The sequence below is a fragment of the Microbacterium jepli genome, assembly GCF_047237905.1.
GTDB lineage: Bacteria > Actinomycetota > Actinomycetes > Actinomycetales > Microbacteriaceae > Microbacterium.
The window spans coordinates 98,429-117,278 of record NZ_JBDFLW010000005.1; the positions used below are offsets into that span (position 1 = coordinate 98,429).

Sequence of the window (18,850 nt, forward strand, 5' to 3'; positions counted from 1 at the left end):
GACGTCCCGGTCCCGACGCGCTATAGGTCATGGCGTCCGGGGACCCGCCGCGGCGCCGGCCGTCACCGCGAGCACCCGGAACGGGACCGGTCGCTCCACACGCCACCCGGGGAGGGCCGCCGCGAGCTCATCGGAGCGGTAGCTGCGGCGGATCGAGCGGAGGCCGTCGGTGCGCAGGAACGTGCCCGGCGCGAGCGGCGTGATGCCGACGGCGTAGAGCGCGTAGGCCGTGCGATTGCGCTCGATGTCGGCGTGCAGCACGAGCCCGGTCGACAGCGTGCGGGAGTCCGCCGCGAAGCTCGTCAGCTCGTCGGACGCGAGGTGGTGGAGAACGTGGTTCGACAGCACCACGTCGAACTGCGCTCCCTCGCGCACGAGGGCGGCCGAGTCGGTGCTCCGGAACTCGACATTGGAACCGCGGCGCTCACTTGCGACCTCGAGGGCGCGCGGGTCGGGGTCGACGCCGAGCCACGAGACGTCGAAGCCGTCGGCGCGGGCGAGCCGCGCCAGGCGGACGACCACGTCCCCTCCGCCGCAGCCCAGGTCGAGGACGCGCGCGGGCCTTCCGAGCGACGCCAGCAGCGGCCGCAGGTGACGGCGGTAGACCGTGTCCCAGCCCGAGATGAGCCGGTTCACCGTGTCGAAGCGGCGCAGCGTTTCGCGCAGGCGATCGGGGTCGCACGCCGGATCGTCCATCAGCTCCCGGAGCCGGACGTCGCGTTCGCGGAGGCTCATGCCTCGGACGGCATGTGCTTCACGGCGAGGAGCGACTCGACCGTCAGTCCCGGCCCGAACGCGAGCCCGGCTATCCGGGCGTCGTCGCCGAGCACGGTGTCGGCCAGCAGGTCGCGCAGGATGAAGAGGATCGTCGCGCTCGACATGTTCCCCGCCTGCTGCAGCACGGACCGCGACGCCGCGAGGGCCGACCGGTCGAGCGACAACGAGGATTCCACGCGATCCAGGATGCTGCGACCGCCCGGGTGCACGGCCCAGGCGTCCACGCCCCACGGCCGCTCGTCGCCGGGTGCGGCATCCAGGAATCCCGTCACGACGTCGAGGATCTCGCGCCCGATGATGCGCGGCACCTCCGCCGTGAGGGTCATCTCGAAGCCCTCGTCGCCGATGAGCCAGACCATGTCGGTCTCGCCCTCGCTCGTGACACTGGTGCCGAAGCGCTCCAGCTCCAGGCTCGGACCGGAGCCCGGGCGGCCGGAGACGACCGCGGCGGCCGCGCCGTCGGCGAAGACCGAGGACGCGACGATCTGGTCGGGCTCGGTGCTGGAGCGGATGTGCAGCGAGCACAGCTCCGCGCAGACCACGAGCACGACGGCGTCGGGCCGCGAAGCGCAGATGTGCGACGCGGTGCGCAGTGCCGGGAAGGCGGCGGCGCAGCCGAGGAAGCCGAGGTGGTAGCGCTCGACGGTCGCGGGCAGTCCGAGGTCGCGGATGAGGCGGTAGTCGGGACCGGGCGCGAAGAAGCCCGTGCACGACGCGGTCACCACGTGGGTCACGGCGTCGGCGGTGATGCCCGCCTCGGTCAATGCGGCCCGCGCGGCCTCCGCGAAGAGCCCGGGCGCTTCGGCGGCGTAGACCGCATTGCGGACGCCCGTCGAGGGCGACTGGAGCACCCCGTCGGCCGACACGAAGACGTCGCGACCGTGGGCGCCGCCGTCGGCGAGCTCGGCCACCACGGTGTGACGCCGCTCGATCGCCGCCGCGTCGAAGGCGGCGTGGACGAGCCGGGAGGCCAGGCGGTCGTAGCCCGGCTGGCGGGCGAAGAAGTCGCGCACGTCATCCTGCTCGATCGTCGTCTGCGGCAGGGCGGTGCCGATCGACAGGATGTGCGCGGTCATGCTTCACCTTAGGCACGCTCGGCGGACCTTCGGACCAGGGTGGCGCCGGGAGCGGGGGCGGGCTACGCCTCGCGGGCGTCGACGCGCGCGACACGCGTGCACGGAGCGCCCCGACGCGCGCACATCGCGTACACCCCGAGCGCACGCGACACGCGCGCACGCCCGACGCACGCGCCGCGCCGGCCGCGTCAGGCCGCGAGGATGCTCTCGGCCAGCGGTCGGCGCACCCGGGGCGCGATCTCGCGCTCGCGGAGCACGTCGGAGAGCTGGGCGGCGTCGCCGACCGGGCCGACGGCGATCACGACGGTCGGGCTGAAGCGCTCGTCCAGGTCGAAGGCGGAGCGCACGGCGTCGCGGTCGAAGCCGCCCATCTGGTGGACGTGCAGTCCGTCGTGGTGCGCCTGCACGCTGAAGTGCGCGACGGCCTGTCCGAGGTCATAGGCGGCGAAGGCGAGGGGGCGGCCGTCCTCGGACTCGGTCTCGGCGACCGCGACGACGAGGGCCGCGGCATCGCCGGCCCACTCGCGGTTGAAGCCGACCAGCGAGTCCACGACGAGGCGGTGGTTCTCGGTGCCGCGGCGGGCGACGATGAAGCGCCACGGCTGGGAGTTGTTGGCCGACGGCGACCAGCGTGCGGCCTCGAGCGCGCTCGCGAGGGCGGCCTCGTCGACGGGCGCAGTGCTGTCGAAGGCGCGCGGGCTCCAGCGCTCGGCGAGTACGTCGAGCACGGGGCTGTCGGTGACGGCGGTGCGGTCGATGGTGGGGGAGTTCGCGTTCATGGCGCTTCCTTCTGCTGGGATGACGGGGGGGCGCCGTTGCCACCGAGCATCAACACTATGCGGCTGAATCTATTCCCGACGCCATGCGTCCTCCGGTGACGCCGGCATGCCGTAGACAGTCGTCGGCCGCGGGGGCACAGTGGACCAGGAGGGTGGGCGGCCACCCGGAGGAGGACGACATGTTCAGTGCGGAACGGGCCTTCAGCGGCTTCTCGGTCGACGACATCGAGGCGGCTCAGCGCTTCTACGGCGAGACACTCGGACTCGATGTGCGCAAGGACGACATGGGCTTCCTGGTCCTCCACCTGCCGACCGGATCGGACGTGCTCATCTACAGCAAGCCGAACCACGAGCCGGCCTCGTTCACCATCCTGAATTTCCCCGTCGACGATGTGGAAGCGGCGGTCGACGACCTCAACAGCCGCGGCATCGTCACGAAGATTTACGACGACAGCGAGGGCAACACCGACGAGAAGGGCATCTCCCGCGGCTGGGGTCCCGACATCGCGTGGTTCCGCGACCCCGCTGGCAACGTCCTCTCGGTGCTCAAGACCGACTGAACCACCCCGTCACGCCGCGACGCCCGGCACCTCGGCGAGCGATCGATAGACGGGGATGCCGCGGCTCTCGGCGATCGCGACGTCCTGGTCGGCGCCCTTCGACGCGCCGGGCAGGCGCAGCACCGCGTCGCAGCGCTGCAGCAGCCGTTCGGCCGTCGGGTACATGACCTCGGCGGCCAGCGGGTCGGTCGGGCCGGTCGCACCGGCGCTGGACAGCACCGGCAGCGCGACCCACTCGCCGATCATCGGCACGTGGCCGGCCTGGAAGATGGGCCACGCCGCCTCTTCGAGTCGTGACAGGTTGGCGGCCATCAGCGCGGGGTCGCCGCCGGTTCCGGACGCGTAGGGGCCGGCGATCAGGATCATCAAAGGTGCAGTCATGTCGGCTAGACTACGATAAAACGTGCAAGAACCAGAAGGAATGCGAATGCTCGCTGCCGCGCGGAGGGATCTCCTGCTCGAAAGGCTCCGCCGTGACGGGCGGCTCGTCGCGAAGGATCTCGCCCGAGAGCTCGGACTCTCCGAAGACAGCATCCGCCGGGATCTCCGCGAACTGGATGCCGCGGGCCTGGCCGTCCGCGTGTACGGCGGCGCCCTCCCGGCGTCGCCCGCGGTGGCCGACCTCGCGGCCCGGGCGGTCGTGGCGCCCGACAGCAAGCGACGGGTGGCAGCGGCCGCCGTGGCGCTCATCGAACCCGGCTCCACGGTCATGATCGACGGCGGCACCACAGCCCTGGCCCTGATCGCGGCGCTCCCCACGACGTTCGCGGGGACCGTCATCACGCACAGCCCGACGATCGCGTCCGCCCTCCTCGACCACACCGCCGACGTCATCCTCATCGGCGGGCGCCTGTTCAAGCACTCCGGCGTCACGTGCGGCGCGGCGGCCGTCGAGGCCGCGGGCCGGCTGAGCGCCGACGTGTTCTTCCTCGGGGTGACCGGGGTGCACGCCGCAGCCGGGCTGACGACGGGCGACGAGGAGGAGGCCGCAATGAAGCGCACGCTCTCCGCGCGCGCGGCGGAGACCTTCGTGCTCGCGAGCGTCGAGAAGATCGGCGCGGCCTCCCGCTACGGCGTCCTGCCACTCGACGCGGTCGCAGGAGTCATCACCGACGCCGACCCCGCGCACGCCGCGATGCGCGACCTCGCCGCCGCCGGCGTGCCGGTCGTCGAGGCCTGAGGCCGCAGCATCCGTCCAGGGCCGACGTGAAGCGGCAGGACCGTCAGAGCTGGGGCCAGGATGCCGGACCGGGCGTTCCCGCCGGATACTCCTCCAGCGGAACCGTGTCCGCGTGCCAGGCGTCGATCACGGGCTGAACGATGCGCCAGCACTGCTCGGCGGTGTCGCCGCGCACCGAGAGGGTGGGGTCGCCGTCGAGGATGCCCTGCAGCACCTCGGCGTAGGCGAGCAGCTCGCCCTCGCCGAACTCTGCCTCCATGGCCACGCGGTCGAGCTCGAACGGGTCGCCGGGGCCGTTGACGTTGATCTCCAGCGCCATGCGGTCGGGTCCGAGGGTGAGACGCAGCACGGTGGGGTCAGCCGATCCCTCGAAGCCGCCGGGCAGGTGGGTCACCGGTTTGAAGCGGATGACGATCTCGCTTCGACGGTCGCCGAGGGCCTTGCCCGAGCGCAGGGTGAAGGGCACGCCCGCCCAGCGCGAGGTCGCCACGCCCACCGTCATCTCGGCCAGCGTCTCGGTGCCGCGGGCCGGGTCGACGCCCTTCTCGTCGGCGTAGGCCGGCAGCGTGCGGTCGCCGATCGTGCCGGCGGCGTAGCGCGCACGACGCGACGACGCGATCGCGTCGTCCTTCCACAGGCTCGTCGCTCGGAGCACGACCGCCTTCGCGTCGCGGAGGTCCATGGCGCCGAGGGTCGAGGGCGGGTCCATGGCCACGACCGCCATCACCTGCAGCAGGTGGCTCTGGATCATGTCGACGAGCGCGCCCGCCTTGTCGTAGTAACCGGCACGCCCCTCGAGGCCGAGCGCCTCGTCGTAGCGGATGACCACCGACTCGATGTGCTCCGCCGACCAGGTCGGCTCGAAGATGCGGTTCGTGAAGCGCACGCCGAGCACGTTGAGCACCGTGGAGCGCCCGAGGAAGTGGTCGATGCGGTGCACCTGGTCTTCGGGCACGAGCTTCGTCAGCACCTCGTTGAGCGCGTGCGCGCTGGCCTCGTCGGTGCCGAACGGCTTCTCGAGCGCCAGGATCAGCCCCTCGGGGAGCGTGACCTGCTCGAGCGCGACGCACGCCTTGGCCGCGACCGCGGGCGGCACCGCGAAGTAGAACGCCGGACGCCCCTCGGCCTCGGCGAGCAGCGCCGTCAGATCCTCGGGCTTCGTGATGTCCGACTGCCGGTACGTCGCGCCCGCCAGCACGGCGTCGACCGCGGAGCCGCTCGCCTTCACCGTCGCGAACGACGCGGTCACGACCTCGCGCCACTTCGCGTCGTCCCAGTCGTCCATGCCGGCGCCGATGAGGCGGATGCCGCGCTGCGGCTCCCGCGTGAGCAGCTGGCCCAGCGCGGGCATGAGCAGGCGCGACGTGAGGTCGCCGGAGGCGCCGAGCACGATCAGCGTGGTCTGGGTGGCGGTCATGTCGCCACCCTATGCCGCGACGGCATCGCCCCTCCACGACGCGTCGGGGTGGATCCGCGACGCACAGCGGATGCCGCGCCGGCGCATCGCCGACACACAGCGGACTCATCGGCGCGACCGGGGCCCGCGGCATCCGCTCACTGCCAGACTCTGCCCATGGCTTCCCCCATCGAGGACTACGCCGTCCTCAGCGACTGTCACACCGCTGCCCTCGTCTCGCGTGACGGCAGCATCGACTGGCTGTGCCTGCCGCGCTACGACTCGCCGTCGACCTTCGCCGCCCTGCTGGGCACGGAGGACCACGGACGGTGGATGCTGCGGCCCCGCGATCCGCATGCCACGAGCACCCGCGCGTACGACGGCGACGGATTCGTGCTGCGGACGCGGTGGCAGACGCCCACGGGTGTCGCGGAGGTGCTCGACGTGATGCCGTACGGCGACCGCCGGGCGGATGTGATCCGCCGGATCCGCGGCGTCTCGGGCACGGTCGAGTTCCACCAGGAGGTGCGCGTGCGGTTCGACTACGCGCGCGCGATGCCGTGGATGCGCCAGGCCGGCACCGACGACGATCCGCTGCTCATCGCGATCGCGGGACCGGACGCCCTCGTCTTCCGCGGGGCGGCGCTGCGCGCCGTCGACCACGCGCACGCCGGCACCGTCACCGTCGGCGCGGGCGACACGGTCGATCTGACGATGACCTGGTATCCGTCGCACCGGGAGATCCCCGACCCGGTCGACGTCGACGCCGCCTTCGCCACGACGAACGACTGGTGGGCGGCGTGGGCGGGACGCATCCGCCACGTCGGACCCCACCGCGACGAGGTGGTGCGGTCGCTGCTGGTGCTGCGCGCGCTCACCCACGAGGACACGGGCGGCATCGTCGCGGCCGCGACCACGTCGCTGCCCGAGGACTTCGGCGGCGTGCGCAACTGGGACTACCGCTACGTCTGGCTGCGCGACGCATCGCTGACGCTCGAAGCGCTGCTGGAGCACGGCTTCACCGGCGAGGCGGCGATGTGGCGACGCTGGCTGCTGCGCGCGATCGCGGGCGATCCGGCCGACGTGCAGATCATGTACGGGCTGGCGGGCGAGCGCGACCTCGAGGAGCGCGTGCTGCCGAACCTCCCCGGCTACGACGGTGCCGCGCCCGTGCGGATCGGCAACGGCGCGGTGACCCAGTACCAAGCCGACGTGATGGGCGAGGTGATGCTCGCGCTCGAGGCGGCGCGCAACGCCGGCGTCGACGAGGGGGCGTACTCCTGGCCGCTCCAGCGGGCGCTGCTCGGGTACGTCGAGGAGAACATGGACCGGCCCGACAACGGCATCTGGGAGATGCGCGGCGACCCGCGCATGTTCACCTACTCGCGCGTCATGATCTGGGCGGCATTCGACCGCGGTGCGCGGGCGGTGCGCGAGCACGGGCTCGACGGTCCGGCCGACCGGTGGGAGGAGCTGCGCGAGCGGATGCGGGCCGAGATCGACGAGCACGGATATGACGCCGAACGCGGCCACTTCGTGCAGGCCTACGGCTCGCCCGAGGTGGATGCCGCGCTGCTGATGCTTCCGCAGGTCGGGTACTGTGCCGCCGACGACGCCCGGATGCTGGGCACGGTCGCCGAGATCGAGAAGCGCCTGATGCGCGACGGGCTCCTGCGCCGGTATCGCACGCAGTCGGACGTCGACGGACTGCCGGGCGACGAGCATCCGTTCCTCGCCTGCTCGTTCTGGCTCGTCGAGCAGTACGCGGCGAGCGGTCGCCTCGCCGACGCCGAGGCCCTGATGGACCGCCTGTGCGGTCTGGCGAACGACGTGGGACTGCTGTCGGAGGAGTACGACGTCACCCTGCAGCGTCACGCCGGCAACACCCCGCAGGCCCTGTCGCACCTCGCACTCGTGCGGGCCGCAGACGCGCTCGCCGGCGCCCAGCCCCCGCGCGGCCACCGGCGCTGACCCGGCCGCGGCTCTCCTGACCTCGCCCGTTCCCGGCCCTCCCCCGGATAAACGCGATTCCCGCACGGAAACGCCGCGGTGCAGCGTTTACGTGCGGGAATCGCGTTTACCCCGGGGGTCCGGGCCCGTCAGCCGACACCCCACGCCGGCGCAGACCCGGTCAGCCGCGCAGCGCCTCGGCCAGCTTCACGCGGCCGCCCATGCGCAGCAGCGAGTTCTGATAGATCTTCGCGCCGAGCAGGATCGCGCCGACGCAGGTCGCGACGAGGATCAGCAGCGACACGATCGGCTCCCAGCCCTGCGCCTCGCCCAGGAAGAGGCGCATCGGCATCCCCACCGGGGCCGAGAACGGCACGTACGACATGATCGTCAGCACGACGGGGTTGTCGTTGAAGAAGATCACCAGGAAGTACGGCGCCATGATCAGGATCGTGATCGGGAACGTCGTCGAGCCGATGTCCTCCTGACGCGACACCATCGCGCCGGCGGCGGCGAACAGCGCCGCGAGCAGGATGAAGCCGAACAGGAAGAACACCGCGAACCACAGGATCGGCGCGCCCAGCAGGCTGAGCAGCTGGCTCTGCCCGATGATCGACAGCCCCGTGATCGAGATCGCCGCAAGGACGAGGATCTGCCCCATCGCGAGGATCGTGTTGCCGATCACCTTCCCGGCCAGCAGCGTCCGCGCGCGGATCGCCGAGATCAGGATCTCCACGACACGCGTCTGCTTCTCCTCCACGACGCTCGCAGCGATCGTCGACCCGAACAGGCTGGCCGCCATCAGGAAGACGATGCCGAAGCCGATCGCGACGAAGTACCGGATCGCCTCATCTGTGCGCGCCGGTTCGAGCAGCTCGACGGGCGGCACCTCGGCGAAGCCGAGCATCAGCGACGTCGGGGCCGACGACTTGGCGACGATCGAGTATCCGAAGGGCTGCGCCGACGGGTCGGGCACGATTGCGGCATCCACCGTCCCGTCCATCACCAGCTGCTCCGCGGCGGCCCGGTCGGGTACCTGGGTGACGTCCAGCCCCGCCTCCGACGGAACGAGGGAGGCCGCATCCGAGACGACCGCGACGGGCGTGCCCGACTGATTCTGCGCCGCGAGTCCGCCGAAGACGAGCCCGGCGAGGGCCGCCAGGAACAGGATCGCGGTGGAGATCACGAAGGCCTTGCTGCGGAGCTTGGTGCCGATCTCGCGCTCGGCGACGAGCCAGATGGCGGATGCCTCGCTCGGCGCGGCGGGATGCTCCACCCTGCGGCGGGCGGGGGCTGTGGTGGTGGCGTTCATCGGACGACCTCCCGGAAGATCTGGGCGAGGGTGGGGCGCTGGGGGGCGAAGGTGCCGACGGCGCCGCGCGAGACGGCTTCGCGGAGCACGCGCTGGGCGGTCTCGTCGGTGTCGACGTCGAAGACCGCGTAGCCGCCGTCGAAGTCGACGATCTCGACGCCCTGCACGGTGCGGAGCCAGCCGGCATCGCCCGCCGAGACGAGCTCGTACCGGCGACGCGCGTGCTGCGCGCGGAGGTCCTCGCGCTCACCGGAGGCGCGGATCGTGCCGCCGGCGATGATGACGAGGTCGTCGCACAGCCGCTCGACGAGGTCGAGCTGGTGCGACGAGAACAGCACGGCGGTGCCGGCGGCGGCGCGCTCCTGCAGCACGGCGGCGACCACGTCGACCGCGATCGGGTCGAGGCCCGAGAACGGCTCGTCGAGGATGAGCACCTCGGGGTCGTGCACGAGCGCCGCGGCGATCTGGGCGCGCTGCTGGTTGCCGAGCGACAGCGTCTCGACGTTGTCGTTCAGCTTCTCGTGGAGTCCGAGACGCTCCAGCAGCGCGGTGGCGGAGGCCGTGGCATCCGTCTTCGAATACCCGTGCAGCCGCGCGAGGTAGACGATCTGCTCGAGGACCTTCATCTTCGGATACAGCCCGCGCTCCTCCGGCATGTAGCCGAACCGACGGCGGTCGGCGGTGGTGACGGGTGCGCCGTCGAGCGCGACCGTTCCGGAGTCGGCGGCGAGCACGCCCAGCGTGATGCGCATGGTGGTCGTCTTGCCGGCGCCGTTGCCGCCGACGAAGCCGGTCAGCCGACCGGGGCGCACGTCGAAGGACACGTGATCCAGCACGTGGTGCGAGCCGTAGCTCTTGTCGAGGTCTCTCAGTTGCAGCATGTGCCCACGCTATTGAGGACGGATGCTGCGGCGGATCCCCCGCGCGACGGAGATCCCTTCTCCGTCGCGCGGCGTCCCTGTCAAGCCGATGACCCGATTTATGCGCCCGCATAGGCTGTCGATTCCCGCCGTGGAGGCGGAACCTCGCCGCGTGCTTCGCGCGCAACCGCTGAGAACAGGAGAATCCCATGACCGAGCGCACCATCGGCTACATCGTCGGCAGCATCTCGTCGACCTCGATCAACCGCCGTCTCGCGAAGGCCCTCGAGCGCCTCGCGCCCGCGGGCACCACGCTCAAGGAGATCCCGATCGCCGACCTCCCCTTCTACTCGCAGGACCACGACGCCGACTTCCCGCAGGTCGCGCGCGACTTCAAGCAGGCCATCGCCGACGTCGACGGCGTCATCATCGTCACGCCGGAGTACAGCCGCTCGATCCCGGGCGTGCTGAAGAACGCGCTCGACTGGGCAGCCCGTCCGTACGGCGAGGGCGCCTTCGACGGCAAGCCCACCGCCCTGATCGGCACATCGGGAAGCGCCATCGGCACCGCCACCGCGCAGCAGCACCTCAAGGCCATCATGAGCCACCTGAACGCGCCGACGATGGGCCAGCCGGAGGGCTACGTGCAGTCGCAGCCCGGCGTCTTCACCGACAGCGGCGAGGTCACCAACGACGAGACCGCGGAGTTCCTCGTCGGCTACCTCACCGCCTTCAACGCCCTCGTCGACCGCTACGCGAAGACCCCCGCTGCCGTCTGAGCCGCGAGGGTCCGCGGCGGGGTCGGGTTCGCGTCGGCTCGGGTTCGCCGCGGCGGCCGTCTTGCTCACCTGACACTTCCTGCGGAAGTCGCGGGCGTAATCCCGCAGGGCGCGTCACCCGAACAGCCGTGATGGCCGCATGCCGCGGCATCCGTCTCACTCACCTGACGCTTCCTGCGGAAATCGTGGGCGTATTCCCGCAGGGCGCGTCACCTGAAAGGCCATGCTGACCGGATGGCGCGGCATCATGTCGACTCAGGTGACGCCTCCTGCGGCATCCGCGGGTCCATTCCCGCAGGAAGCGTCACCTGAGCGGCTAGGCGGATGACCGAGGCGCCGGATGCCGCATCCGGCTGGCGCGCCGGCGCGCAACTCCACGGATCCGCGCCGACGGGCGCCCGCAGCCCTGCAAACCGCCCCGATCTCGCCGCGATCCGTGGAGTTGTCCACGCGCCGCGCGGCGGCGGGTCAGCCCAGTCCGTGCCGAAGGGCGATGACGGCGGCATGCACGCGGTCGCGGGCGCCGAGCTTCTGCAGGATGTTCGACACGTGCGTCTTGACCGTCGCCTCGCCGATGTACAGCTCCTGAGCGATCTCGGCGTTGCTGCGCGCCCGGGCGAGGAGGCGCAGCACCTCGGCCTCGCGCTCGGTGAGCGCTTCGCCCGGGGTCTCCGGCTCGAGCTCCGACGCCCGCGCGCCGCTCAGACGGCGCACGTCCCCCTCGCCCGAGGTCCCCGCACCGGAACCTGCGGTCCCCGCACCGGAACCCGCGCCCCCCGCCGCGAACCTCTCGATCACCCGGCGTGTGACCTCCGGCGCGAGCAGGGCGTTGCCGCCCGCGACCACGCGCACGGCCGAGACCAGTTCGGCGGCGCCGGCGTTCTTCAGCAGGAACCCGCTGGCCCCGGCCTCGAGCGCGGCGAAGAGGTAGTCGTCGCGGTCGAAGGTCGTCACGACGATGACGGCCGAGTGCACGGCGGGGTCCGCGACGATGCGCCGCGTGGCCTCCAGGCCGTCCATGTCGGGCATCTGGACGTCCATGCAGATGATGTCGGGATCCAGAGCGGATGCCGCGGCCACCGCTTCGGCGCCGGTCGCCGCCTCGCCGACCACGGTGACGTCGCCGCCCGCCTCGAGGATCGTGCGGAAGCCCGAGCGCATGACGGCGTGGTCGTCGACCAGCAGCACGCGGATCACCGGACCGCCTCCGCCAGCGGGACGGATCGCCCGGCGGACGACGCGCCGCCGAGCGGCACCGTCACTCGCACGCGGAACCCGCCGCGCTCGCGCGGACCGATCTCGATCCGTCCGCCGGAGGCCGTCGCCCGCTCGCGCATGCCGAGCTGCCCGAGTCCCGGGCGCGGCTCCGGCACGACCCGGCCGGTGTTGACGATCTCCAGCTCGACGGCGGACGCGTCGTAGCGCAGCCGCACATCCGCACGTGCGCCCGGTCCCGCGTGGCGGCGGGCGTTCGTGAGCGCTTCCTGGGCGATGCGGTACAGGTTCACCTGGGTGACGCGCGGCACAGGGGCGTCGTCGCCCACCACGGCGAACGCGGTCGGCAGCCCCGCCGCGTCGGAGGCGGCGACGAGCGCCGGAAGTCCTTCGAGCCCGACGGTCGACCCCGACGGCTCGCCGGCGTCATCACCCGCCCCGCCACCCGGAGCGCGGAGGGTGTCCAGCAGCTGATGCAGCTCGTCGATGGCCTCGCGGGCCGAGCCCTCGATGCCGTCGAGCAGGTCGCGCGCGGCATCCGTGTCCGTCGCGAGGACCGCGCCAGCGGCCCCCGCCTGCACGCCCATCACGGAGACGTGGTGGGCGACGACGTCGTGCAGCTCGCGGGCGATGCGCACCCGGTCGAGGGCCACCGCCTGCGCCGCGGTCACCTCGCGCTCGCGCTCGAGCTCCGCGGTGCGCTCCTCGAGCGTCGCGCGCTGGCGGGCCGCGAGCCAGGAACGGTCGCCGAAGTAGTACGCCCCGCCGAAGTAGAGCAGGTTGGTCAGCACGTTGAGCAGCGCACCGGCGACGTACGGCGACATCGCGCCCGCGATGACCTCGGCCTCGTCGGCCTTCGCGATCGCGTCCGAGTACATGGAGATGATCAGCCACGTGAACATGCCGATGATGATCGCGATCCGCACGATCATGGCCCGACGGCGGCTGCGCGACCAGGCGCCCACCGTGTAGAGCGCGATGAACATGGCGATGTTGCCCACGTAGAGCTCGGGAACGCGAAGCGTCACCGCCGCGAAGTAGGCGGTGCACACGACGACGGCCACCGTCGCGGGGAAGCGGCGACGCAGCGCCAGCGGCACGGCGAGCACGACGGCGTAGACGACGGCCTGCCACAGCGGGCCCTGCTCGTCGCCGTAGATCCCCGAGATCGCGCTGAGCGCGGCGCTGAGCACAGCGCCGACGAGGATCACCCCCGCCAGCACGAGATCGGTCCTCAGCTCGCGTGCCACGGGCACGGGGCGGACGTAGGCGTCATCGGTCACGCCCCCACGCTACGCACGAGCGGATGCCGCGGCATCCGCCTCTCGACGGATCTCGAACTTGCTCTTGACAAGCATGCTTGCTTTTAGCAAGTATAAGTCCAGCCCGAACGGGCGCCACCGACAGAGGAGTCATCGTGAGCACCAGCATTTTCGTCAACATCGCCACCACCGATCTGGAGCGCGCGAAAGCGTTCTACACCGGCCTCGGGGCGACGATCAACCCGCACTTCACCGACGACAACGCCGCCTGCCTGGTCTGGAGCGACGACGTCTACTTCATGGTCCTGAAGCGCGAGTTCATGTCCACGTTCACCGAGAAGGAGATCGGCGACCCGACCAAGACCACGACCGCGCTGGTGTCGCTCAGCCGCGACTCGCGCGATGACGTCGACGCGGCTGTCGCCGCCGCGACCTCCCACGGCGGCCGCGAGCTGCGCGAGCCGCAGGACTACGGCTTCATGTACAGCCGCGACATCGAGGACCCGGACGGCAACGAGGTCGGCTTCCTCTGGATGGACCCGAAGGCCGCCGAGATCGGCCCCGAGGCCTACATGGCGGAGCAGGCGCAGGCCTGAGTGGCCGCCCGAAGCTACGGGCAGTACTGCGGCGTCACGACCGCGGTCGAGCTGGTCGGCGAGCGGTGGGCGATGCTCATCGTCCGCGACCTGCTCGTCGGACCGCGGCGCTACACCGACCTCTCGCGGGGACTGCCGCGCATCCCGACCAACATCCTCTCCGCCCGGCTCAAGGAGCTGCAGGAGGGAGGCGTCGTGCAGCGCGTGCCGCTGAAGAACTGCGGTCTCGTCTACGAGCTCACCCCCTACGGCCGGCAGCTCGAGCCGATCGTGCTCGCGCTCGGGCGCTGGGGCTTCGCGCAGATGGGCGCCCCCGAGCCCGGCGACGTGGTGACGGCGGATTCGCTCACGATGGCGCTGAGGACCGCTTTCCGGCCGGATGCCGCGGCCTCCGGTCCCGCGGTCGACATCGAGCTCCACGTCGGCGACGTGGCACTCCGCGCGCAGGTGGCCGGCGGTGCTCTGCAGGTCTGGCAGATCGCCCCGCCTGCTCCGCCGGTAGGAGGAGCGCCCCCCGCCGGCGACCCCGACGTCGTGATCGTCGCAGGCCCCGGCATCCGCTCCGTCATCTCCGGCGAGCTCTCGCCGGCCGACGCGGTCGCGCAGGACCAGGTGACCGTCGTCCGCGGCGACGCCGACCTGCTCGAGCGCTTCGCCCAGATCTTCCACATCGACCCCACGGGCGGCATCATCTCCGCATGACGACGGCACCGCCGCCGGGAAGGAGGCGACCATGACCGGTCGCATCACCATCGACCTGTTCACCACCCTCGACGGCGTCGCCCAGGCGCCGGGCGGCCCCGACGAGGACACCTCCGGCGGCTTCACCTGGGGCGGATGGCAGACGCCGTACCAGGACCAGATCATCGGCCGCGAGATCATGGCCGGCATCTCGGCCATGGACGCGCTCGTCCTCGGTCGCCGCACCTACGACATCTTCGCGGCCTACTGGCCGCAGCACGAAGAGGGCGACGCGGAAGGGGCGATCGGCCGCCGGTTCGCCGAGATCCCCAAGTACGTCGCCTCCCGCGGCGACGTCGACCTCCGCTGGGCGGGATCGCATCGGCTGGGGGAGGACGCCGCGGCATCCGTCTCCGCGCTCCGCGAGCGACACGACGACATCCACGTCATCGGCTCGATCGACTTCGTCCACTCCCTGCTCGCGGCCGAGGCCTACGACGAGCTGGTGCTGTGGGTGTACCCCCTCGTCCTCGGCACCGGACGCAAGGTCTTCCCCGACGGCACGATGCCGGCTCGCCTGAAGCTGCTCGCACCCGCTGTCACGGGAGACTCCGGAGTCGTCTCGCTGCGCTACGGCCCCGACGGTGCGCCCACGACGGGCGACATCACCGCCTGATACGGTGCGGGCGTGAGCCAGGAGCCGCCGGCGTCGACCGCCGCCCCCGAGCGTCAGCGCCGCGACGTGCCCGTGGGCGTCGTGATGGTCGGCATGTCGGCCATCGCCTGGTGGCCGGCGTTCACGCTCGGCGCGTGGGGCGAGATCTTCTTCGACAACATCCCGGGACTCTGGGCGGCCTCGACGGCGGCCTTCGTCTTCGTGCTGGTCGAGCGCCGGCCGGTGCGCGGGCGTCTCGTGCGCGCGCTCGTGCTGCTGATCCCGACGGTGTGGCTCGTGCTCAGCTTCGCGATCCCCGAGCAGGATCCCACCGACCTCGGCGCGATCGTGGTCGACCTCGTCGCCGCGCTCGTGGTGCTGGCGGGCATCCCGTTCACCCTGTGGGTGCTCGTGCGCATCATCTGGCCCGACTTCGCCGCCGAGCGCCGTCGGCGCACGATCTGGCTCATCACCTCGGTCGTGCTGGGGGTGGCGGTGATCTCGCTGCTGCTCGGCATGAACCAGTCGCGGTTCCTCACCTGCGAGGACTTCGCGATCAGCGGCAACTCCGAGCCGCCGGGCTGCACGCCCGAGGTCACCCCGACGACCGCGGCGCCGTAACTCGCGGCGCCTTAGAAGATCATCGGGCGGTCGTCGTCCTCGTCAGGGCTCGCCAGATCGAGGTCGACGACGACGGGCACGTGATCGCTCGGCGCCTTGCCCTTGCGCTCGTTGCGATGGATGGCCGCGCCCGTCACGGCGTCGGCGAACGCGTGCGAGCCGAGGATGAAGTCGATGCGCATGCCCTCGTTGCGGGGGAACGCCAGCTGCTTGTAGTCCCAGTAGGTGTAGCCGGTCGGCACCAGCGGGCGGACGACGTCGCTCACCCCGGCCTCGACGAGCGCCGCGAAGGCGGCGCGCTCGGGCGGCGAGACGTGCGTGGAGAAGCCCTCGACGACACCGGGCACGCCGTTGTCGGGGTTCGTGGGGGCGATGTTGAAGTCGCCCACGAGCGCCAGCGCGAGGTCGGGGTTCGCGGCCAGCGACTCCCGCGTGTACTGCTCGAGCGCGGAGAGCCAGTCGAGCTTGTAGTAGTAGTGCGGGTCCTCGAGCGCGCGCCCGTTCGGAACGTAGAGGCTCCACACCTCGACCCCGCCGATCGTCGCGGCGATCGCGCGGGCCTCCTGCGGGGCGTCCGGACCCTCGTGGCCCTTCTCGAACCCGGGCATGCCGGGGAACGAGGTGCGGACGTTCTCGAGCGGCTCGCGGCTCGCGATGGCGACGCCGTTCCACTGCGAGAACCCGTGGGCTTCGACGGTGTAGCCGGCGTCTTCGAACGCGTCGTACGGGAACTGCTCGGCCTTGCACTTGATCTCCTGCATGGCCAGCACGTCGACGCTCTCGCGCACGGCGAACTCGACGATCCGGTCCACACGAGCACGCACGGAGTTCACGTTCCAGGTGGCAAGGCGCATGCTCCCAGCCTAGGGTCGGCCGCCGACGTCCGAAGAGCGGATGCCGCGGCATCCCGATCCCTAGAATCGAGGTCATGACCGTCGCCTCCACGCCCGAGCTCGAAGCCGATCGCCAGTACCTCATCGCGCTGATCGAGGACGAGGCCGTGTTCCACGGGGACTTCACGCTCTCGAGCGGCAAGAAGGCCACCTACTACGTCGACATGCGCAAGCTGACGCTCGACCACCGCGCCGCCCCCGCGATCGGCCGCATCATGCTCGATCTCATCCGCGACGTCGACGGCGTCGTGGCGGTCGGCGGGCTGACGCTCGGCGCCGACCCCATCGCGAATGCGGTCATGCACGAGTCGGCCCGCACGCCCCGGCCGCTCGACGCCTTCGTCGTGCGCAAAGAGCCCAAGGACCACGGCCGCGGCCGTCAGGTCGAGGGCGCCGAGGTCTCCGGCAGGCGCGTGGTCGTCCTCGAGGACACCTCCACGACCGGCCAGTCCGCGCTGAAGGCGGTCGAGGCGCTGCGCCGCGAGGGTGCCGAGGTGGTCGCGGTCGCCGTCATCGTCGATCGCCGCACCGGCGCCCAGGCCGCCGTCGAGGCGGAGGGCCTGCAGTGGCTGGCCGCCGTCGATCTCGACGACCTCGGCCTCGACGCCCAGTAGCGCGCGTCAGGCCTCGGGCCCGTCCTCGCGATCGCGCTCGTCGCGGTCGCGCCGGTTCATGCGCACGTACTGCATGACGAAGACGACGAGCGTTCCGAGCAGCACGACGGCCGAGACGCCGTAGATCAGGCCCTGATCGAGTCCGTTCACGGTCTCCTCCCCTCCGCCGCGTCGGCGACGATCTTGGCGATGCGGGCGGAGCGCGTCTCCGGGCGCTTGGCCATCGCGATGTTCGTGAGTCCGACCTTGCGCGTCGACGGCGGGAACGCATCCCAGGCGGCGCGGGCGGCAGGCACCGCGTCGAGCGCAGCGGTCAGCTCGGGCGGCTCGATCAGCGCCTCGGGTCCGTCCAGGAGCGTCCACGACCCGCTGGCCTTCGCCGCCTCCAGCACCCGGATGCCGGCCTCGGCCAGCAGCCCCTCGGCCTCCAGACGCGCGATGCGCGCCTTGTTCGTCGCCGCCCAGCCGCTGCCCGGCCGGCGCGGGGTGAACCACAGCCCCGACGTCTCCTCGTCGAAGACGCGCACCGGCCCGTCGATCCACCCGAAGCACAGCGCCTGGAGGATCGCATCCTCGTAGGCGACGTGCCGGTCGGCGTAGCCCGCGCGCCCGCGCACCAGCCAGGCGCCGGTCGCCGTCGCATGGTTCTCCTCGAGCCAGGCGCGCCAGGCCGCGGCATCCGGAGCCACGACCTTCTCGCCGTCGTCGAGGGCGCCCATCAGAGGATGTCCGCTTCCTCGGTCTCGATGGGCTCGTCGCGCACGAGGTCGGCGACGGAGTCCAGCACCTCATCGGGGCGGAACGGGTAGCGCTCGATCTCGGCGGCGTCGCTGATGCCGGTGAGCACCAGGATCGTGTGCAGCCCGGCTTCGATGCCTGCGACGATGTCGGTGTCCATCCGGTCGCCGATCATGCCCGTGTTCTCGGAATGTGCGCCGATCCGGTTGAGCGCCGAGCGGAACATCATCGGGTTCGGCTTGCCGACGACGTACGGCTCTTTGCCGATCGCCTTCGTGATGAGTGCGCTGATCGCGCCGGTCGCCGGCAGCACGCCGTCGGTCGAGGGACCCGTCGCGTCGGGGTTGGTCGCGATGAAGCGCGCCCCGGCCGCGATGAACCGGATCGCCTTCGTGATCGCCTCGAACGAGTAGTTGCGCGTCTCGCCGACGACCACGTAATCCGGGTCGGTCTCGGTCATGATGAAGCCGGCCTCGTGCAGCGCCGTCGTGAGGCCCGCCTCGCCGATCACGAACGCCGTCGCGCCGGGCGCCTGCCCCTTCAGGAAGTCCGCGGTCGCCATCGCGGAGGTCCAGATGGATGCCTCGGGCACCACCAGTCCGGACGCGCGCAGCCGCGCACTCAGGTCCCGCGGGGTGAAGATCGAGTTGTTGGTGAGGACCAGGAACGGGGTGCCCTCGTTCGTCCACTGCTGCAGCAGCTCGGCCGCCCCCGGGACGGGCGTGTTCTCGTGGACGAGCACGCCGTCCATGTCGGTCAGCCAGCACTCGATCTCGGCGTGGGTCCGCATGCGGTCAGCCTAGCCGCGGGGTGCCTCGTCCGCCCGGGTCGGGTGAGGGGCTTGCGCGCGCGGCTCGCGGGCTGCGGAGCCCGCTCCCCGGCCGACGGCGGGGCTAGTGTCGAGAA

The 18,850-nt window shown here is 71.5% G+C and carries 22 protein-coding genes; 9 read left to right on the plus strand and 13 right to left on the minus strand.

Annotated features, from left to right (window positions below; translation table 11 throughout):
* Nucleotides 1-27 precede the first annotated feature (27 nt).
* From ABC304_RS04750 to ABC304_RS04760, 3 genes are all read right to left on the minus strand, one after another.
* A complete protein-coding gene (locus ABC304_RS04750) occupies nucleotides 28-735 on the minus strand; it encodes a methyltransferase domain-containing protein (protein ID WP_412929216.1) in 708 nt (235 codons plus the stop codon).
* On the minus strand, nucleotides 732-1,853 hold the full coding sequence (locus ABC304_RS04755) for a type III polyketide synthase (RefSeq protein WP_412929218.1): 1,122 nt from the start codon (nucleotides 1,851-1,853) through the stop codon (nucleotides 732-734). Before ABC304_RS04755 ends, ABC304_RS04750 begins: the two co-directional genes overlap by 4 nt.
* A 188-nt stretch (nucleotides 1,854-2,041) precedes the next feature.
* Complete coding sequence (locus tag ABC304_RS04760; RefSeq protein ID WP_412929220.1) at nucleotides 2,042-2,632, minus strand: nitroreductase family protein; 591 nt, start codon at nucleotides 2,630-2,632, stop codon at nucleotides 2,042-2,044.
* Nucleotides 2,633-2,811: 179 nt separating this feature from the next.
* Here ABC304_RS04760 and ABC304_RS04765 point away from each other — a divergent pair, with 179 nt between their 5' ends.
* Entirely contained in the window at nucleotides 2,812-3,192 is a 381-nt protein-coding gene (locus ABC304_RS04765) for a VOC family protein (protein WP_412929222.1), read from the plus strand.
* 9 nt (nucleotides 3,193-3,201) lie between these two features.
* On the opposite strand, the gene ABC304_RS04770 is transcribed toward ABC304_RS04765, so the two are convergent.
* A complete protein-coding gene (locus ABC304_RS04770) occupies nucleotides 3,202-3,573 on the minus strand; it encodes a DUF4406 domain-containing protein (RefSeq protein WP_412929224.1) in 372 nt (123 codons plus the stop codon).
* Nucleotides 3,574-3,619: 46 nt separating this feature from the next.
* Here ABC304_RS04770 and ABC304_RS04775 point away from each other — a divergent pair, with 46 nt between their 5' ends.
* A complete protein-coding gene (locus ABC304_RS04775) occupies nucleotides 3,620-4,372 on the plus strand; it encodes a DeoR/GlpR family DNA-binding transcription regulator (RefSeq protein ID WP_412929226.1) in 753 nt (250 codons plus the stop codon).
* A gap of 43 nt (nucleotides 4,373-4,415) precedes the next feature.
* Here ABC304_RS04775 and ABC304_RS04780 read toward each other — a convergent pair whose 3' ends face one another.
* Nucleotides 4,416-5,789 (minus strand): glucose-6-phosphate dehydrogenase, encoded by a 1,374-nt coding sequence (locus ABC304_RS04780; protein WP_412929228.1) that lies wholly within the window; start codon nucleotides 5,787-5,789, stop codon nucleotides 4,416-4,418.
* Between the two features lie 156 nt (nucleotides 5,790-5,945).
* Here ABC304_RS04780 and ABC304_RS04785 point away from each other — a divergent pair, with 156 nt between their 5' ends.
* Nucleotides 5,946-7,739 (plus strand): glycoside hydrolase family 15 protein, encoded by a 1,794-nt coding sequence (locus ABC304_RS04785; RefSeq protein ID WP_412929230.1) that lies wholly within the window; start codon nucleotides 5,946-5,948, stop codon nucleotides 7,737-7,739.
* A gap of 160 nt (nucleotides 7,740-7,899) precedes the next feature.
* Here the strand turns inward: ABC304_RS04785 and ABC304_RS04790 are convergent, their stop codons facing one another.
* Both ABC304_RS04790 and ABC304_RS04795 read right to left on the minus strand, forming a co-directional pair.
* Nucleotides 7,900-9,030, minus strand: a complete 1,131-nt coding sequence (locus ABC304_RS04790) for an ABC transporter permease (protein ID WP_412929232.1) — start codon at nucleotides 9,028-9,030, stop codon at nucleotides 7,900-7,902.
* Entirely contained in the window at nucleotides 9,027-9,911 is an 885-nt protein-coding gene (locus ABC304_RS04795) for an ABC transporter ATP-binding protein (protein ID WP_412929234.1), read from the minus strand. The genes ABC304_RS04790 and ABC304_RS04795 overlap by 4 nt, the downstream gene beginning before the upstream one ends.
* Nucleotides 9,912-10,099: 188 nt before the next feature.
* Here ABC304_RS04795 and ABC304_RS04800 point away from each other — a divergent pair, with 188 nt between their 5' ends.
* Nucleotides 10,100-10,669, plus strand: a complete 570-nt coding sequence (locus ABC304_RS04800; RefSeq protein WP_412929236.1) for an NADPH-dependent FMN reductase — start codon at nucleotides 10,100-10,102, stop codon at nucleotides 10,667-10,669.
* 468 nt (nucleotides 10,670-11,137) lie between these two features.
* Here the strand turns inward: ABC304_RS04800 and ABC304_RS04805 are convergent, their stop codons facing one another.
* Together ABC304_RS04805 and ABC304_RS04810 are read right to left on the minus strand one after the other, a co-directional pair.
* The gene (locus ABC304_RS04805) at nucleotides 11,138-11,830 is read right to left on the minus strand and encodes a response regulator (protein ID WP_412932830.1); all 693 of its coding nucleotides are present in this window, start codon (nucleotides 11,828-11,830) and stop codon (nucleotides 11,138-11,140) included.
* Between the two features lie 32 nt (nucleotides 11,831-11,862).
* Nucleotides 11,863-13,167, minus strand: a complete 1,305-nt coding sequence (locus ABC304_RS04810; RefSeq protein WP_412929238.1) for a sensor histidine kinase — start codon at nucleotides 13,165-13,167, stop codon at nucleotides 11,863-11,865.
* Nucleotides 13,168-13,301: 134 nt separating this feature from the next.
* Here ABC304_RS04810 and ABC304_RS04815 point away from each other — a divergent pair, with 134 nt between their 5' ends.
* The 4 genes from ABC304_RS04815 to ABC304_RS04830 are packed head-to-tail and all read left to right on the plus strand — an operon-like array spanning nucleotide 13,302 to nucleotide 15,699.
* A complete protein-coding gene (locus tag ABC304_RS04815) occupies nucleotides 13,302-13,742 on the plus strand; it encodes a VOC family protein (RefSeq protein ID WP_412929240.1) in 441 nt (146 codons plus the stop codon).
* The gene (locus ABC304_RS04820; RefSeq protein ID WP_412929242.1) at nucleotides 13,743-14,444 is read left to right on the plus strand and encodes a winged helix-turn-helix transcriptional regulator; all 702 of its coding nucleotides are present in this window, start codon (nucleotides 13,743-13,745) and stop codon (nucleotides 14,442-14,444) included. It begins immediately after the preceding gene.
* A 31-nt stretch (nucleotides 14,445-14,475) separates the two neighbouring features.
* Nucleotides 14,476-15,099 carry a dihydrofolate reductase family protein gene (locus ABC304_RS04825; RefSeq protein WP_412929244.1) on the plus strand — a complete coding sequence of 208 codons (624 nt, stop codon included), beginning with the start codon at nucleotides 14,476-14,478 and terminating at the stop codon, nucleotides 15,097-15,099.
* 12 nt (nucleotides 15,100-15,111) lie between these two features.
* Nucleotides 15,112-15,699, plus strand: a complete 588-nt coding sequence (locus ABC304_RS04830) for a hypothetical protein (RefSeq protein ID WP_412929246.1) — start codon at nucleotides 15,112-15,114, stop codon at nucleotides 15,697-15,699.
* An 11-nt stretch (nucleotides 15,700-15,710) separates the two neighbouring features.
* Here the strand turns inward: ABC304_RS04830 and ABC304_RS04835 are convergent, their stop codons facing one another.
* On the minus strand, nucleotides 15,711-16,553 hold the full coding sequence (locus tag ABC304_RS04835) for an exodeoxyribonuclease III (protein WP_412929248.1): 843 nt from the start codon (nucleotides 16,551-16,553) through the stop codon (nucleotides 15,711-15,713).
* 74 nt (nucleotides 16,554-16,627) lie between these two features.
* Here ABC304_RS04835 and pyrE point away from each other — a divergent pair, with 74 nt between their 5' ends.
* Nucleotides 16,628-17,206: an orotate phosphoribosyltransferase gene (gene pyrE, locus ABC304_RS04840; protein ID WP_412929250.1), complete on the plus strand. Its 579-nt coding sequence runs from the start codon at nucleotides 16,628-16,630 to the stop codon at nucleotides 17,204-17,206.
* A 6-nt stretch (nucleotides 17,207-17,212) separates the two neighbouring features.
* On the opposite strand, the gene ABC304_RS04845 is transcribed toward pyrE, so the two are convergent.
* The 3 genes from ABC304_RS04845 to ABC304_RS04855 are packed head-to-tail and all read right to left on the minus strand — an operon-like array spanning nucleotide 17,213 to nucleotide 18,734.
* The gene (locus ABC304_RS04845) at nucleotides 17,213-17,356 is read right to left on the minus strand and encodes a hypothetical protein (protein WP_412929252.1); all 144 of its coding nucleotides are present in this window, start codon (nucleotides 17,354-17,356) and stop codon (nucleotides 17,213-17,215) included.
* Nucleotides 17,353-17,925 (minus strand): YdeI/OmpD-associated family protein, encoded by a 573-nt coding sequence (locus tag ABC304_RS04850; RefSeq protein ID WP_412929254.1) that lies wholly within the window; start codon nucleotides 17,923-17,925, stop codon nucleotides 17,353-17,355. The genes ABC304_RS04845 and ABC304_RS04850 overlap by 4 nt, the downstream gene beginning before the upstream one ends.
* Nucleotides 17,925-18,734, minus strand: coding sequence for an HAD-IIA family hydrolase (locus tag ABC304_RS04855; RefSeq protein WP_412929256.1), 810 nt, complete (start codon nucleotides 18,732-18,734; stop codon nucleotides 17,925-17,927). Before ABC304_RS04855 ends, ABC304_RS04850 begins: the two co-directional genes overlap by 1 nt.
* Nucleotides 18,735-18,850 lie beyond the last annotated feature (116 nt).

Coding starts and splice junctions, on each gene's coding strand:
- ABC304_RS04750 (WP_412929216.1), bottom strand. CDS start 735: ATGAGCCTCCGCGAACGCGACGTCCGGCTCCGGGAGCTGATGGACGAT.
- ABC304_RS04755 (WP_412929218.1), bottom strand. CDS start 1,853: ATGACCGCGCACATCCTGTCGATCGGCACCGCCCTGCCGCAGACGACG.
- ABC304_RS04760 (WP_412929220.1), bottom strand. CDS start 2,632: ATGAACGCGAACTCCCCCACCATCGACCGCACCGCCGTCACCGACAGC.
- ABC304_RS04765 (WP_412929222.1), top strand. CDS start 2,812: ATGTTCAGTGCGGAACGGGCCTTCAGCGGCTTCTCGGTCGACGACATC.
- ABC304_RS04770 (WP_412929224.1), bottom strand. CDS start 3,573: ATGACTGCACCTTTGATGATCCTGATCGCCGGCCCCTACGCGTCCGGA.
- ABC304_RS04775 (WP_412929226.1), top strand. CDS start 3,620: ATGCTCGCTGCCGCGCGGAGGGATCTCCTGCTCGAAAGGCTCCGCCGT.
- ABC304_RS04780 (WP_412929228.1), bottom strand. CDS start 5,789: ATGACCGCCACCCAGACCACGCTGATCGTGCTCGGCGCCTCCGGCGAC.
- ABC304_RS04785 (WP_412929230.1), top strand. CDS start 5,946: ATGGCTTCCCCCATCGAGGACTACGCCGTCCTCAGCGACTGTCACACC.
- ABC304_RS04790 (WP_412929232.1), bottom strand. CDS start 9,030: ATGAACGCCACCACCACAGCCCCCGCCCGCCGCAGGGTGGAGCATCCC.
- ABC304_RS04795 (WP_412929234.1), bottom strand. CDS start 9,911: ATGCTGCAACTGAGAGACCTCGACAAGAGCTACGGCTCGCACCACGTG.
- ABC304_RS04800 (WP_412929236.1), top strand. CDS start 10,100: ATGACCGAGCGCACCATCGGCTACATCGTCGGCAGCATCTCGTCGACC.
- ABC304_RS04805 (WP_412932830.1), bottom strand. CDS start 11,830: ATGCGCTCGGGCTTCCGCACGATCCTCGAGGCGGGCGGCGACGTCACC.
- ABC304_RS04825 (WP_412929244.1), top strand. CDS start 14,476: ATGACCGGTCGCATCACCATCGACCTGTTCACCACCCTCGACGGCGTC.
- ABC304_RS04835 (WP_412929248.1), bottom strand. CDS start 16,553: ATGCGCCTTGCCACCTGGAACGTGAACTCCGTGCGTGCTCGTGTGGAC.
- pyrE (WP_412929250.1), top strand. CDS start 16,628: ATGACCGTCGCCTCCACGCCCGAGCTCGAAGCCGATCGCCAGTACCTC.
- ABC304_RS04850 (WP_412929254.1), bottom strand. CDS start 17,925: ATGGGCGCCCTCGACGACGGCGAGAAGGTCGTGGCTCCGGATGCCGCG.
- ABC304_RS04855 (WP_412929256.1), bottom strand. CDS start 18,734: ATGCGGACCCACGCCGAGATCGAGTGCTGGCTGACCGACATGGACGGC.